The sequence below is a fragment of the Agromyces sp. NPDC057865 genome (genome assembly GCF_042796995.1).
In the GTDB taxonomy this organism is placed as follows: Bacteria; Actinomycetota; Actinomycetes; order Actinomycetales; family Microbacteriaceae; genus Agromyces.
This window is the reverse complement of record NZ_JBHVMJ010000001.1, coordinates 1,536,790-1,549,751: the sequence shown is the minus strand read 5'-3', so window position 1 is coordinate 1,549,751 and position 12,962 is coordinate 1,536,790. Positions and strand designations below refer to the sequence as shown.

The following is a 12,962-nucleotide window of genomic DNA, read 5'->3' as shown; positions in this document are numbered from 1 at the left end:
CACACTCCTGTCGTGGGCACGGACCGGGGGGCCTCCGCTGAGGAGTACGGGCGCGACAGCGTCGAGTTCTCCCGCGCGATCGCGTTCTTCGACGCGGTGTACGCGTTCGCGGTGACCCTGCTCGTCGTCAACATCGACCCGCCCGCGGCATCCGATTGGACGAGCCTCTCGAAGCTGATGACCAGCGGGCTCGAATGGCAGCTCCTCGGGTTCGGGATCAGCTTCGTCGTGATCGCCGTCTTCTGGCGGGTCAACCACCGCCTCGTCGCCGGGTTCCGCGGATTCAGCTCGGCGACGATCGTCGCGAACCTCGTGGCCATCGCGTTCGTCGTGCTCATCCCGTTCACGACGCAGGGCATCGCCGACCTCGAGACCTCAGCCGAGCCGCTCGCCATCGCGCTCTACGCGGTGAACATCTCCTGCGCCGTGCTCGCACAGTCGGTCGTGTTCTACGTGGCCCGCCATGACGGCATGATCGCGGACCCCCTGCCGCGCCGGGCCGACCACATCCGGTTCCTCAACACGCTCACGACGCCGGCGGTCTTCCTCCTGTCGATCCCGATCGCCTACACCTGGGGTGCGGATGCCGCGCGCTGGAGCTGGGCGCTGCTGTTCGTCATCGGACCCCTCAGCGGCTCGCTCTCGGAGCGCGCGGTGGCGAGGGTCGTCGCCGAGTCGGCGACCAAGTCGGAACGTTCCTGATCGCGAGGGCCCAAGTCAAGACCCTCCCGTGATTCCGTCGCGGCGGAGAGGATGATCCGGCCCGGCTCGCAGCGCACCACCCGCGCACCACCCTTCGCCGGCGCGCGGAACGGAGTGCCCATGGGCTCGCTGGTGTACGACGACGACCATGCGGCGGAGTTCGACGACCGGACCCTCGCCCACCTGCAGGTCATCATCGTGAACAAGCTGCGACGCCTCGAGAGCTTCCCGTTCACCTGGAGCGACGACCGTCGGGCGATGACGGTCTGGATCAGCCCGGCGACGCCGCTCGCGTTCGTCTTCCACGGCAACCGGCGACCGAAGCTCAATCGCGCGTGGCTCGAGGAGCTGGCCCTCGTGGCGAGCTCGTCGGGCGGGCTCGTCGTCGTGCCCGAGCCGCCCATCCCGATCGACGACGCGTCGAACGGCGACTGAGGGGCCCTGGCGCACCTCCACGCCACCCGTTCGAGGGCCGGTGGCATGGGAATTCGCTCCGAACGCTCGCACCCCCGCCGCCTTCGGCGTAGGTTTGCGTTATATCGCGTCATGGCGTCGCGTTATATCGCGTCCCATGCTCGCGATCACCGAATCGAAGGTGCTCACGAAGGCGGACCCATGGACCTGAACCACGACGCACGGCCCACCGCGAGGAACCGGCGGGGATGGTCGGCATGACCGGCCTCGAATGGGTGCTCGCCGCGCTCGGGATCGTCATCCTGATGGGCGTCCTCACGATCGTCGCCGTCGTCCTCGTCATCCGGGCGGTGTTCCGGCGCATCCGCCGCAACCGGCGGGTCAGCGGCGCGACGTTGCGGACCCGCGCGCAGTTCAGCCGAGGACCGCAGCGCACGGTCCTCACCCTGCGCGTGCGGCTCGGCGACCTCCTCGCCAGCGGGCAGGCGGCGGTCGACCTGGCGGCGCAGGGCGCCGGGCCGCGCGGCGAGCTCCCCCGGCTCTTCACGCGCATCCGGCAGGAGGGGGTCGCGCTCGACGCGCAGTTGCGCCTCCTCGAGAGCGAGACCGACCAGGCTGTGCTCGCCGCGGAGGTGCCCGCCGCCCGGTATCGCGTCGACCAGGTCGCCGTGCTCGTCCGCCACCTGCGTGCCGCCGTGGCATCCGGGCTGACCGGACCGAGCGACGACGCCCTGACCACGCTGCGCGACGACATGGACCGCGAGGTCGCCGCGCTGCACGCCGGCATCGAGGAGCTGCACGCGCTCAACCGGCCCGACGCCCACCGACCCATCGCTTCCACCGTCAGAGAGAAGGAGACCCCATCATGAGCAACACCGCACGGATGCGCACCATCTTCCGGAGCAAGACCTCCAAGGCCATCGACCGCATGGAGGACCCTCGCGAGACGCTCGACGACAACTACGAGCAGCAGGTGAAGCTCCTGCAGCAGGTGCGCCAGGCGGTCGCCGAGGTCGCGACCGCGAAGAAGCGCATCGAGCTGCAGGGGCAGGAGATGGGCGAGCGTTACGCACGCCTCGGCGCCCAGGCGAACGAGGCCGTCGTGCAGGGGCGCGAGGACCTGGCACGGGCCGCCCTCGAACGCCGCTCCCTGCTCGAAGGACAGGTCGCGAAGCTGCAGGACCAGTACTCGTCGCTCCAGCAGCAGACGGCGCAACTGCAGGACCGCGAACGCCGGCTCTCCGAGCAGATCGCCGCCTTCCGCATCGAGAAGGAGACCATCAAGGCCACCTACACCGCGTCCGAGGCGCAGGTGCGCGCGAACGAGGCGGTCGCCGGACTCGGCGCCAGCATCCACGACGTCGGCACGAGCCTCGACCGGGCGCGCGACCGCGTCGCCCAGATGCAGGCGCGCGCGCAGGCCACCGACGAACTGCTGGCCAGCGGTGCGCTCAAGGACCTGACAGCGGCGCCCGACGCCGACATCGAGCGCCAGCTCTCGGTCATCGCCGCGCAGGCCGAGGTCGAGCGTCAGCTCGAGGTGATGCGCGGCGGCGGCTCCCCCGACGTCACGGGTTCCGAGCGGCGCGGCGGACCCGACGCGTGGCTGAGCATCGGGCAGGGATAGGTCGGGAGGCGCGACGGCGCTACCGTCGCCGCGTCCGCTTCGCGGTGCCCCTGGAGGGACTCGAACCCCCAACCCTCTCCTTAGGACGGAGCTGCTCTTCCATTGAGCTACAGAGGCTGACCGCACGAGTCTACCGGCTCGGGTAGCGTGTCCAGCGGTGCGCGCGGCGCCCGCGGACGCGGCACGGCCGCAGGAGGAGCGACCATGTCGGCAGCGGAGACCACGAGGTTCTGGGTGGGCGCGTCCACGGCGGGTGCACTCGGATCCGCGGCCCGCGGCATCCGCCCGCTCGACGTCGCGGCCGACGGCTCGACGACGCTCGGCGAGCCGGTCGACGTCGGTGCCAACCCGATGTTCCTCGCCATCTCCGCCGCGACGGGCGTGCTCGCGATCGTGCACGAGGTCGCCGAGGGCGCCGTGTCGACGTGGACCCTCGAGGGCGACGACGTGCTGCCCTTCGGGCTGCCGGGGGCGACGGATGCCGCGGACCCCTGCCATGTCGCGTTCGACGAGTCGGGCGCGTGGGCGTTCGCGGCGAACTACTCGGGCGGGCGGCTCACGGCCCACCCGTCGGCACCGGACGTCGCGGCGTCGGCCGTGTTCTCGATCGCCTTCGCGGGGTCGGGACCGAACGCCGAGCGCCAGTCGTCACCCCATCCGCATCAGGCCGTGGTCGACGCTGAGCGCGGCCGGCTGCTCGTGCCCGACCTCGGCTCCGACCGGATCCGCGTGCTCGCACTGGACGGGCTGCCCGCAGAACTGCCGCACGACGAGGCCGACGACGTGGTGCTCCACGCGGGCGCCGGTCCGCGTCACCTCGTGATCGCCGGCGACGTCGCGATCGTCGCGAACGAGCTCGATCGCACCGCGAGCGTGGTCGACCTCGTCGAGGGCCGCGAGCTCGCGGCGTTCCCGGTCGACGAGCGCGTCGAAGCGCGCGGACTCGGCCTCTCGGCGATCCGCCTCACGCGCGCGGGCACGGTGCTCGTCGGCGACCGTGATGCGGACGCCCTCGTCGCCCTGCGCTTCGACCTCGCCGCGCGCACGCTCGAGCACGCGGCGTCCGTGCCCACCGGCGGACGCCACCCGCGCGACCTGCACGTCACGCACGACGAGCGGCACGCGCTCGTGGCCGACCAGCAGTCGGACTCGATCGCGGTCGTGCGCCTGGAGGACGGCGTGCCCACCGAGGTCGTCGGCATCGTCGGCACGCCGGCGCCCGCGTGCCTCGCACGCGTTCCCTGAGGCCGGCGCCGGAAGCGAGAAGCGACAGGCGACCGGCGCCGGAAGCGGCGCGTCAGCCGGGGAGCGTGGGCGTCAGTTGTAGCCGAGGACGACGATCGCGGAGGTCGTGGGCGCGAGCTCGTCGACGAACCCGATCTCCTCGAGTCGTGCCTCGTCCAAGGGCTGCGTCATCGCCGTCACCTGCTCCTCCGTGGAATGAGGTCCCACGTTACGGGAGTGGTGCGGCACGGGTCACTGTCCGAGTCGTCCAACGTTGGGTGCTGTTTTCGCCACGGCGTCGACAAGACGTCCGTCAGACGGGCGGGTAGAGGTAGATCGCCGACCCGGTGGGGATGGTGCGCACGTGGTAGGAGTGGTCGCTGTTCTGGTTGTACTCCTCGATCGTGACCGTGCCGTCGCCGTTCACCGCCTGCACGTAGGCCACGTGGTTGTAGGGGAACCACGCCACCGAGCCCACGATCGGGTCGCTGCTCGTGGCCCAGCCGTGCCGGACCCACTCGTCGGCCCACGCATACGCGCTGCCCGAGGCCAGGTTGCTCCACGTCCACTTCCACGGCCCACTCGTGACGCCGGCATCGCGGTTGAGCCGCCATGCCACGAAGTCGACGCACTCCCGGTAGTAGTACCGGAGCGGCGAAAGACCCCCGCCGTAGTCGTCGGGGGTCTCGTTCCACCAGGGGTAGTCGTCGCCTTCGGCCTGCTGGGCGGGCGTGTAGAACGCCCCCGAGCGGTTGAGCTGCGCGCCGTACGCCGCACGCTCGGCCTCGGCCGCGGCGGCGTCGATCTCGGCCTTCGTCGTGATCGAGTAGGCGTCGCTCGACACGGGCTTGCCGCTCGCGAGCGCCGACACGTCGACGTTCTGCGCCTCGGCCCTCGCCAGGCTGAACGCACCGGATGCCTCGAACCCGCCGCCCGGGATCATCGCGTAGGCGGGCAGCGCCACCGTGCCCACGATCGCCGGCACGACGAGCACGGTCGCGAACACGCGCGCGGGGCCGTTGCGGCGGGGCGCGCGGGGTGCGGCCGCGACGTCGCGAGCCGAGCCGTCGGATGCCGCGACGTCACGGGACGTGGGTGCGACGGCCGCGGCATCCGCTCGGGCCGCTCGGGCGCGACGGGCCGGCTTCGCCGCGGTGCGACGTGCGCGACCGCGGTCGGCCGCTCGGCGCTCGGAGCGTGTGAGCTCGGGGGCGTCGTTCTCGTCACCGTGCAACAGTCGGACCTCCGGGTCCCGTCGGAGGCCGCAGTGCAGCCCGGAACGGGGTGGCTTCATCGGGAGCGCCGGAGGTCAGGGGGTCTCCGGACTCGTTCCACCATAGGGCACGGGCGCAGGGAAGTCACGGACCGTTCAGGCGGCCGTGGCGAGGTACTCGTCCCACTGCGGAAGCGGCCGCTCGAACCCGCGCACGACCCAGCTGCGACCCTGCGGCATCCCCGGCGTGAAGCGCAGCTGCCAGCCCATCTCGGCCGGCGTGTGGTCGCCCTTGGTGTTGTTGCAGCGCAGGCAGCAGGCGACGAGGTTCTCCCACGTGTCCCGGCCGCCGCGTGATCTCGGGAGCACGTGGTCGATCGTCGCCGCCGAGCGCGCGCAGTACGCGCACCGGTGCTCGTCGCGTCGCAGCACCCCGCGCCGGCTCACCGGCACGGCGTGCACCCGGGGTGTTCGCACGTAGCGCGTGAGCAGGATGACGCTGGGGCGCTCCCACGAACCGCTCGTCGCGTACACCGGATTGCCCTCCTCGTGGAGGAGCACGGTGGCCTTCTGGTTCATGACCAGGAGCAGGGCGCGCTTGAACGAGACGACGGCGAGGGGCTCATAGCCCGCGTTGAGCACGAGTGTGCGCATGGGGTGCCTTTCGATCGGGGCTGGATGGCTTCCAGCCGCGTGAACGGATCGACGACGAGCGCGCGTCGTGGCGCACCGGAGGGAGTGGTGCCGTCGCCGCGACCAGGGTCCGAAAACGCAGAACGGGCACCGTCGTGAAGACAGTGCCCGTCGGCGTGGTCGCCCGGATCGTGCTCGGCTGACTGCTGTGCCGTTGGTGGAACTGCGCGCGCGCATCCGTGGAATGGATGCTGCGCGTCGCGACCATCGGCTCTCCCCTGCCCGGTTCTCGGATCGTCAGGGTTCAAGGCTAAGGCACGAATGGCGTGCCGGGTCCTCCCGGCACGCCATTCACAGCTCGCGTCACGCGATGTTCACATCTCAGATGCGCACGATGTAGTAGTCGCTGGTCCAGATCGGCTGGATGCGCACCGAGGTGCCCTCGTACGGTGCGTGCAGGATCTGGCCGTTGCCGGCGTAGAAGCCGATGTGCCCGTCCATCACCACGAGGTCCCCGGGGACGGCCTGGGATTCGGAGATCCGGGTGCCGGCCGCGCCCTGCGCAGAGGATGAGTGGGGCAGGCTGATGCCGAACTGCGCGTAGACGTACTTGACGAGGCCGGAGCAGTCGAAGCCGGCCGGCGTGGCGCCGCCGTAGACGTAGGGCACGCCGAGGTACTGCTGGGCGACCGAGAACAAGCTGGCGGGATCCGCCGACCCGTAGACCGGCGATGCGGCCAGCTCATCGGCGGAAAGCCCGGAGTACGCCGCCGCGTAGGCGGCCATCTGCGCCTCGGCGGCCACACGGGCCGCCTCGGCCTCGGCGGCGGCGCGGATCTCCTCGCCCGTGGTGACGGAGAACGTGTCCTTCGACGCCTGGGCGACGGCCACGTCGTCGGTCACCTCGATCGACTGGGCCTGCGCCTTGGTGAGCGAGGTCTCGGCGCTCGTGCCGAACTGCGGACCCTGCGAGCCGGGGGCCATCGCGTAGGCCGGGATCGCGAGCGTGCCGACGATGCCGGCGGCCACGGTCATGACCACGACGTTCGCGACACCGCCGCGACGCAGGCGGCGGGTGGTCGAGGGGAGCGGCACCGCGGAGACCTTCTCAGCGAGGTCGGTGGATTGGGGGGCCAGGGCCTTGGGTGCGGCCTTCGCCGTCACGAGGGCCCTGCGAGCGCCGGTACGGGTGGCGCCTCGCCGGGAGATTCGAGCCAAAACGTGTCCTCCGCCGCCCCACGACCCGGGTTCCGGTCGTCCCACCTCGTGCGCACGCGGCGCGTCACGGGTTCTGCATCGAGCGGTGGGTGCCTGGGGGCGATCTCGATGCTGTTCCGCCGACCGGCTTCGTGCCGGCGAACCCGTTCGACGATACGCGACGATCGCCCGAATGTCACATTCCGATCACGGAGTGGCCGTGATCAGGGCTTATTCGGCGACGAAGATGTGGCCCGCGACCTCGCTGGGCAGCTCGAGCCCGCCGTCGACGCCGTCGACCTCTACGAGCACGTAGGGGCCGGCGGTGCTGAAGACCGCCTTGGCGCCGGGCACGACGCCGGCCTGCTTGAGCTGGGCGAGCAACTCGGGGTCGAACTGCACGGGCTCGCCGAGGCGCCGCACCACGCCACGCACGGGCTGGTCGCTCGCGGACACCGCGTCGAGCACACGGACGACACCCGACATGAACGGGTCGGCAGCCGGGACCCCGAGCTCCTCGAGCCCCGGGATCGGATTGCCGTACGGCGACTCGCGCGGCTGGCCGAGCAGCTCGATGAGGCGGCGCTCGACCTGCTCGCTCATCACGTGCTCCCAGCGGCATGCCTCGTCGTGGACGTATTCCCAGTCGAGTCCGATGACGTCGGCGAGCAGCCGCTCGGCGAGGCGGTGCTTGCGCATGACGTGCACGGCCTTGCTGCGCCCTTCGGGCGTGAGCTCGAGGTGGCGGTCGCCCGAGACGACCACGAGGCCGTCGCGCTCCATGCGCGCGACCGTCTGCGACACGGTGGGGCCGGAGTGGCCGAGGCGCTCGGAGATGCGGGCGCGCAGCGGCACGATGTTCTCCTCCTCGAGGTCGAGGATCGTGCGGAGGTACATCTCCGTCGTGTCGATGAGATCGGTCACCAGAAGCCCTCCCTGTCGCAGCCCGTCATCAAGCCTAGCGGCCACCGCCCCCTCGCTAGACTCGTCGCATGCCGAGCCTCGTCATCCCCAGCGACCTCCTGCCCGCCGACGGACGATTCGGCTGCGGGCCCTCGAAGGTCCGCCAGGAGCAGCTCGCGCACCTCGCCGCCGAAGGCCCCCGCCTGCTCGGCACGTCGCACCGCCAGGCTCCCGTGAAGGACCTCGTCGGCCGCGTCCGCACGGGCATCGCCGACCTCTTCTCGCTGCCCGAGGGCTACGAGGTCGTGCTCGGCAACGGCGGCTCCACCGCCTTCTGGGACACCGCGGCATCCGGACTCATCGACCGCCGGGCGCAGCTGTGCTCGTTCGGCGAGTTCGGCGCGAAGTTCGCCGCGGCCGCGGGTGCGCCGTGGCTCGAGGCGCCCGACGTGCGCAGGGCCGACGCGGGCACGCGTTCGAACCCCGAGGCCGTCGACGGCGTCGACGTCTACGCGTGGCCCCACAACGAGACCTCCACGGGCGTCATGGCTCCGGTGCGCCGGGTCGCCGGCGACGCCGGCGCGCTCACGGTGATCGACGCCACGAGCGCCGCCGGCGGCGTCGCGGTCGACCCCGCCGAGTTCGACGTCTACTACTTCGCGCCGCAGAAGAACTTCGCGTCCGACGGCGGGCTCTGGTTCGCCCTCCTCTCCCCCGCCGCGATCGAGCGCGTCGAGCGCCTCGCCGCGAGCGACCGCTACATCCCCGAGTTCCTCTCGCTGAAGAACGCGGTCGACAACTCCCGCCTCAACCAGACGCTGAACACGCCGGCCCTTGCGACGCTGCTCCTGCTCGAGAGCCAGCTCGACTGGATGAACGGTTCGGGCGGCCTCCCCTGGGCCGACGCCCGCACCCGCGAGTCCTCGTCGGTCCTCTACGACTGGGCCGAGCGCACGCCGGTCGCGACCCCCTTCGTGACGGATGCCGCGGACCGCTCGCAGGTCGTCGTCACCATCGACTTCGACGAGTCGACGGATGCCGCGCGCATCGCGTCGATCCTCCGCGAGAACGGCATCGTCGACACGGAGCCCTACCGCAAGCTCGGCCGAAACCAGCTGCGCGTCGCGACGTTCACGGCCATCGAGCCCGACGACGTGCGCGCGCTCACCGCGTCGATCGACTACGTGCTCGAGCGGATGGACTGAGCCCCGTGCGCCTCTGGCTGAACGAGTCGGAGCGGCGCCCCGATCCGGCGCCGGCACGGGCGGACGCGCGCAAGGCGGTGCTCGTCGGCACGCTCGCATGGCTCGTGGCCCTCGTCGTGTCGCTCGTCTTCCGAACGCCGCTCGAGGCCGCCGGGCTCGGCTGGCTGCTGTGGGCGGCCGTCACCGGGCTCGTGCTCGGCGTGATCGGGCTCGTCTCGGTGCAGGTGATCCGACGGCGCGCCGCGCGTCAGGAGGCCGGGTCGGCCGGCTGATCCTCGGCGTCGGCGTCGGGGTCGTCGGAGTCCGCGTCCTCGTCGTCCGACTCGTCGGAGTCGTCGAGCGCGTCGATGTCGATGCCGTCGAACTCGTCGTGCCCGTCGTCGTGGCCGAACGCGGCGTCGAGCTCGACGTCGTCGTCGAGGTCGGACTCGTCGTCGTCCTCGTCGTCCTCGTCCTCGTCCTCGTCGAGATCCTCGTCCTCGTCGTCGGACTCGTCCTCGTTCTCGTCGTCCTCGTCGGGCTCGCCCTCGGCCTCGGACTCCTCGTCGTCGCCGGCCGCCTCGGCTGCGGCCGCGGCGGCCGCCTCCTGGGCGGCGCGGTAGTCCGCGAGGCGCTCCGACCATGGGATCCACTCGGGCGCCAGCAGCGCGGCGTCACCGGGCATGAGCTCGGTCTCGAGCACGGTGGGGTCGGCGTCGTCGACGCGGGCGATCGTGACGCTCCAGCGCCAGCCCGGATACCCGGCGAGGTCGGCGGCGAAGAACAGCGTGAGCACGTGCTCGTCCTCGGCGACGTGGCCCACGACCGATCCGACGGTCTCGGGAGCGGTCACCTCGAGGAGCGCGCGCCGTGCGAGGTCGACCGCGTCGAGGAGGACGGCGTCGGGCTCGAACACCGGAGCCGGCGACTCGGCCGGCGCCGCGGCATCCGTCGACTCGATCTGCGCCGCGGCATCCGTCGACTCGATCGGCGCCGCGGCATCCGTCGACTCGATCGGCGCCGCGGCATCCGTCGACGCTTTCGCCTCAGCGGCATCCGTCGACTCGACCGCCTCAGCGGCATCCGTCGACACCGGCGTCTCGACCGCCTCGGTCGGCGCCTCGGTCTGCTCGGTCGGCTCAGGCATCCAGATCGTCTGCCACCTTGCGCAGCACCGCTGCGACCGTGCGCGCCTTGGACTTGTCGGGGTAGCGGCCGCGGCGCAGGTCGGCGCCGATGCCGTCGAGCACCTTCACGACGTCCTCGACGATGATCGCCATGTCGTCGGCGGGCTTGCGGTTGATCTTGGTGAGGCTCACGGGCGCGTCGAGCACGCGGACCGAGAGCGCCTGCGCACCGCGCTTGCCCTCGGCGACGCCGAACTCGAGGCGGGTGCCGCTGCGCACGGTCGCGCCGGCGGGGAGGGCGGACGCGTGGAGGAAGACCTCCTGGCCGTCATCGGAGCTGATGAAGCCGAACCCCTTCTCCTCGTCGTAGAACTTGACCTTGCCGGTGGGCATCGTGTGAACCTCGCTCGCGTCGGAGGGCGCGCTGGACCGCGTCGCCGTGCTCCATCCAGTCTAGGAGTCCTCGACCCCGAGGACGGTCCGCTGCCCTATTCTGGGAAAGTGAGCGATTCCGGTCCCGTGACCCAGCACCGCGCCGAGCGCATCCTCGCGTACATGTTCGTCGCAATCGTGGGGCTCTCGATCCTCGCGTTCATCGCCGTCATGATCGGCACGGCCGTCGGGGCCGGCGCGAACGACGGCTTCAGCCAGGGCATCTGGCCCCTCGTGCTGACGCTCCCGCTGTTCGGGCTGCCCATCGCGTTCCTCCTCCTCATCGCGCTCCTCATCGTCAACGGCGTCCGTCGAGCCCGCGCCGGCCGGGCCGGATCGAGCTGACCGGCGGCCGATGCTCGAGCTCGCCGCACGACTCAGGGGGCTGCCGCGACCCGAACTCGCGTCGGCACTGCAGGCGCGCGAATTCGACGCCTCCGGCGTCCGCGACCTCTTCGACCTCGCCGAGGTGCTGCTCGCGCCCGACTCGGTCGACCATGCGCTGAGCCGCCTCGACCGGCGACACCTCGCCGTGCTCGCCGCGGCCTCCGAGGTGGCCGACGAGCACGGCGACTCCACGCTCGAGGCCGTCGGCGGTCGGCTGCAGGAGCTCGGGGCCACCGACGAGCTGGCGGATGCCGCGCCCGCCCTCGTCGACGAGCTGGCCGCGCTGCTGATCGTGGTGCACTCCGACGACCACGTGCACGTGCCCAACGCGGTCACCGGCCGCATCGCCATGCACACCCCGCGCGACATCCCGCCCGCCGACGAGCTCGCGGCGCCCGCGCCGCCCGTGCTCGTCGGGGTCGACGACGTCGACCGGAGCCTGCTCGAGCGGCGGGCCGCCGAGACCGCCTACGCCACCGTCGCCGCGACGGCCGAGCTGCTCGCCGAGCTCGGCAACCAGCCCGCCCGCGAGCTCGCGAAGGGCGGCCTGGCGCTGCCCGACTCGAAGCGCCTCGCCGAGGTGAGCGGCGTCGCGCTCGAGTCGCTCCCCCGGCTCTTCCACCGCGCCGACGAGGCCGGCCTCGTGGTGCGCGACGGCGCCTTCTGGCTGGAGTCCGACCTGGGCGCGGAGTGGACGCAGCAGAGCGCCGCTCGTCGCTGGCGGCGTCTCGCGGAGTGCTGGCGCGACCGCGTGCCCGCCCCCCTGCGCGAACTCGTCGCCCGGCGCAGCGAGAACCTCACCGCCACCGACCTGCGCGATGACGTGCACTGGTTCTACCCGGCGGGCGGCCGCTGGATCGAGGACGGGCTCGACCGGCTCGTCGCCGAGGCCGAGGCGCTCGGGCTCGCGGTGGCGGGCGAGCCGATCGAGCCGGGACGTCTCGTGCTCGCGGGCGACATCGACCGGGCCGCGCGAGCGCTCGCGGCGCACTTCCCCGCGCAGGTCGACAAGGTCTACCTGCAGCACGACCTCACGGTCGTGTCCCCCGGTCCGCTCGAGCCCGCGCTCGACGCCCGGCTGCGCGGGTTCGCCGACGTCGAGGGGCGCGACCTGGCGTCGACGTACCGCATCAACGCGGCATCCGTGAACCGGGGCCTGGCCGCCGGGGAGTCGGCCGAGTCGATCCTCGAGTTCCTCGGCGGGCTCTCGCTCACGGGCATCCCGCAGCCGCTCGAGTACCTCGTGGCCGAGGCGTCGACGCGGTTCGGCTCGGTGCGGGTCGCCGCAGCCGACGAGACGGATGTCCCGGCGCGGGCGTCCATCCGGTCCGACGACGAGCAGCTCGTGCGCACGCTCGCGGTCGACCAGTCGCTCACGTCGCTCGGGCTCCGGCAGATCGGGCCACACCGCCTGCTCTCGCGGTTCACGCCCGACGTCGTGTTCTGGGCGCTCTCCGACGCGAAGTACCCCGTGGCCGCGGAGGACGCGAACGGCGACATCATCCGGTTGAAGCGCCACCGGCTCGCGCCGGCGCCGCCCCCGCCGCCGAAGACCGACCCGATCGCCGCGATGCTCGACCGCGTGCTCGCGACCGGCGACGAGGGCGCGACCGAGCAGGCGTGGCTCGCGCGGCAGCTCGAGGCGGCGGCGCGCGCGAAGGAGACGCTCACCGTCACCGTGCGCATGCCCGGCGGCCAGACCGCCGACTACCTCCTCGCGCCGGCGAGCGTCGCCAACGGGCGGCTGCGCGCTCGCGACCGCAAGGCCGACATCGAGCGCACGCTGCCGCTGTCGGCGATCGCCGCGGTGTCGCCGGCGCCGACGAACGTGTAGGCGCGGGGTCGGGTTTCGAGACGCGTCCGGCTGCGCCGGGCGCTCCTCAACCCGCGGGGACGGCCGTGCCTTCATGAAGCAGGCG

15 protein-coding genes and 1 tRNA gene are annotated in these 12,962 nt (G+C 72.1%); 9 read left to right on the top strand and 7 right to left on the bottom strand.

Features of this window, described 5'->3' with window-relative positions; genetic code table 11:
- The first annotated feature begins 12 nt into the window (after positions 1 to 12).
- The 4 genes from ACFVN5_RS07370 to ACFVN5_RS07355 all read left to right on the top strand — a co-directional run bounded on the left by ACFVN5_RS07370 (position 13) and on the right by ACFVN5_RS07355 (position 2,743).
- Positions 13 to 702 (top strand): TMEM175 family protein, encoded by a 690-nt coding sequence (locus tag ACFVN5_RS07370; protein ID WP_376954231.1) that lies wholly within the window; start codon positions 13 to 15, stop codon positions 700 to 702.
- Positions 703 to 822: 120 nt separating this feature from the next.
- On the top strand, positions 823 to 1,137 hold the full coding sequence (locus tag ACFVN5_RS07365; RefSeq protein WP_376954230.1) for an ATP-dependent DNA ligase: 315 nt from the start codon (positions 823 to 825) through the stop codon (positions 1,135 to 1,137).
- A 236-nt stretch (positions 1,138 to 1,373) separates the two neighbouring features.
- Positions 1,374 to 1,985, top strand: a complete 612-nt coding sequence (locus ACFVN5_RS07360) for a hypothetical protein (RefSeq protein WP_376954228.1) — start codon at positions 1,374 to 1,376, stop codon at positions 1,983 to 1,985.
- Positions 1,982 to 2,743 (top strand): PspA/IM30 family protein, encoded by a 762-nt coding sequence (locus tag ACFVN5_RS07355; protein WP_376954227.1) that lies wholly within the window; start codon positions 1,982 to 1,984, stop codon positions 2,741 to 2,743. The genes ACFVN5_RS07360 and ACFVN5_RS07355 overlap by 4 nt, the downstream gene beginning before the upstream one ends.
- 45 nt (positions 2,744 to 2,788) lie before the next feature.
- On the opposite strand, the gene ACFVN5_RS07350 is transcribed toward ACFVN5_RS07355, so the two are convergent.
- Positions 2,789 to 2,860: transfer RNA gene (locus ACFVN5_RS07350), tRNA-Arg, on the bottom strand.
- Between the two features lie 87 nt (positions 2,861 to 2,947).
- On the opposite strand from ACFVN5_RS07350, the gene ACFVN5_RS07345 reads away from it, so the two are divergent.
- A complete protein-coding gene (locus ACFVN5_RS07345) occupies positions 2,948 to 3,988 on the top strand; it encodes a lactonase family protein (RefSeq protein ID WP_376954226.1) in 1,041 nt (346 codons plus the stop codon).
- A 292-nt stretch (positions 3,989 to 4,280) separates the two neighbouring features.
- On the opposite strand, the gene ACFVN5_RS07340 is transcribed toward ACFVN5_RS07345, so the two are convergent.
- From ACFVN5_RS07340 to ACFVN5_RS07325, 4 genes are all read right to left on the bottom strand, one after another.
- Positions 4,281 to 5,201, bottom strand: a complete 921-nt coding sequence (locus tag ACFVN5_RS07340; protein ID WP_376954225.1) for a CHAP domain-containing protein — start codon at positions 5,199 to 5,201, stop codon at positions 4,281 to 4,283.
- 135 nt (positions 5,202 to 5,336) lie between these two features.
- Positions 5,337 to 5,834 (bottom strand): HNH endonuclease, encoded by a 498-nt coding sequence (locus tag ACFVN5_RS07335; protein ID WP_376954223.1) that lies wholly within the window; start codon positions 5,832 to 5,834, stop codon positions 5,337 to 5,339.
- A gap of 360 nt (positions 5,835 to 6,194) precedes the next feature.
- The gene (locus ACFVN5_RS07330; RefSeq protein ID WP_376954222.1) at positions 6,195 to 6,977 is read right to left on the bottom strand and encodes a C40 family peptidase; all 783 of its coding nucleotides are present in this window, start codon (positions 6,975 to 6,977) and stop codon (positions 6,195 to 6,197) included.
- Between the two features lie 264 nt (positions 6,978 to 7,241).
- On the bottom strand, positions 7,242 to 7,934 hold the full coding sequence (locus ACFVN5_RS07325) for a metal-dependent transcriptional regulator (protein WP_376954221.1): 693 nt from the start codon (positions 7,932 to 7,934) through the stop codon (positions 7,242 to 7,244).
- A 68-nt stretch (positions 7,935 to 8,002) separates the two neighbouring features.
- Between ACFVN5_RS07325 and serC the strand changes: the two genes are divergently transcribed.
- Both serC and ACFVN5_RS07315 read left to right on the top strand, forming a co-directional pair.
- Positions 8,003 to 9,118 carry a phosphoserine transaminase gene (serC, locus tag ACFVN5_RS07320; RefSeq protein ID WP_376954220.1) on the top strand — a complete coding sequence of 372 codons (1,116 nt, stop codon included), beginning with the start codon at positions 8,003 to 8,005 and terminating at the stop codon, positions 9,116 to 9,118.
- A gap of 5 nt (positions 9,119 to 9,123) precedes the next feature.
- The gene (locus tag ACFVN5_RS07315) at positions 9,124 to 9,390 is read left to right on the top strand and encodes a DUF2530 domain-containing protein (RefSeq protein WP_376954218.1); all 267 of its coding nucleotides are present in this window, start codon (positions 9,124 to 9,126) and stop codon (positions 9,388 to 9,390) included.
- Here ACFVN5_RS07315 and ACFVN5_RS07310 read toward each other — a convergent pair.
- Positions 9,366 to 10,244 carry a DUF3027 domain-containing protein gene (locus ACFVN5_RS07310; protein WP_376954217.1) on the bottom strand — a complete coding sequence of 293 codons (879 nt, stop codon included), beginning with the start codon at positions 10,242 to 10,244 and terminating at the stop codon, positions 9,366 to 9,368. The two genes, ACFVN5_RS07315 and ACFVN5_RS07310, sit on opposite strands and share 25 nt — an antisense overlap.
- Complete coding sequence (locus tag ACFVN5_RS07305) at positions 10,237 to 10,617, bottom strand: cold-shock protein (RefSeq protein WP_148733984.1); 381 nt, start codon at positions 10,615 to 10,617, stop codon at positions 10,237 to 10,239. The genes ACFVN5_RS07310 and ACFVN5_RS07305 overlap by 8 nt, the downstream gene beginning before the upstream one ends.
- Positions 10,618 to 10,725: 108 nt before the next feature.
- On the opposite strand from ACFVN5_RS07305, the gene ACFVN5_RS07300 reads away from it, so the two are divergent.
- The gene (locus ACFVN5_RS07300; protein ID WP_376954216.1) at positions 10,726 to 11,001 is read left to right on the top strand and encodes a multidrug ABC transporter ATPase; all 276 of its coding nucleotides are present in this window, start codon (positions 10,726 to 10,728) and stop codon (positions 10,999 to 11,001) included.
- Positions 11,002 to 11,011: 10 nt separating this feature from the next.
- Positions 11,012 to 12,877 (top strand): helicase-associated domain-containing protein, encoded by a 1,866-nt coding sequence (locus tag ACFVN5_RS07295; RefSeq protein WP_376954215.1) that lies wholly within the window; start codon positions 11,012 to 11,014, stop codon positions 12,875 to 12,877.
- The last annotated feature ends 85 nt before the right edge of the window (positions 12,878 to 12,962 follow it).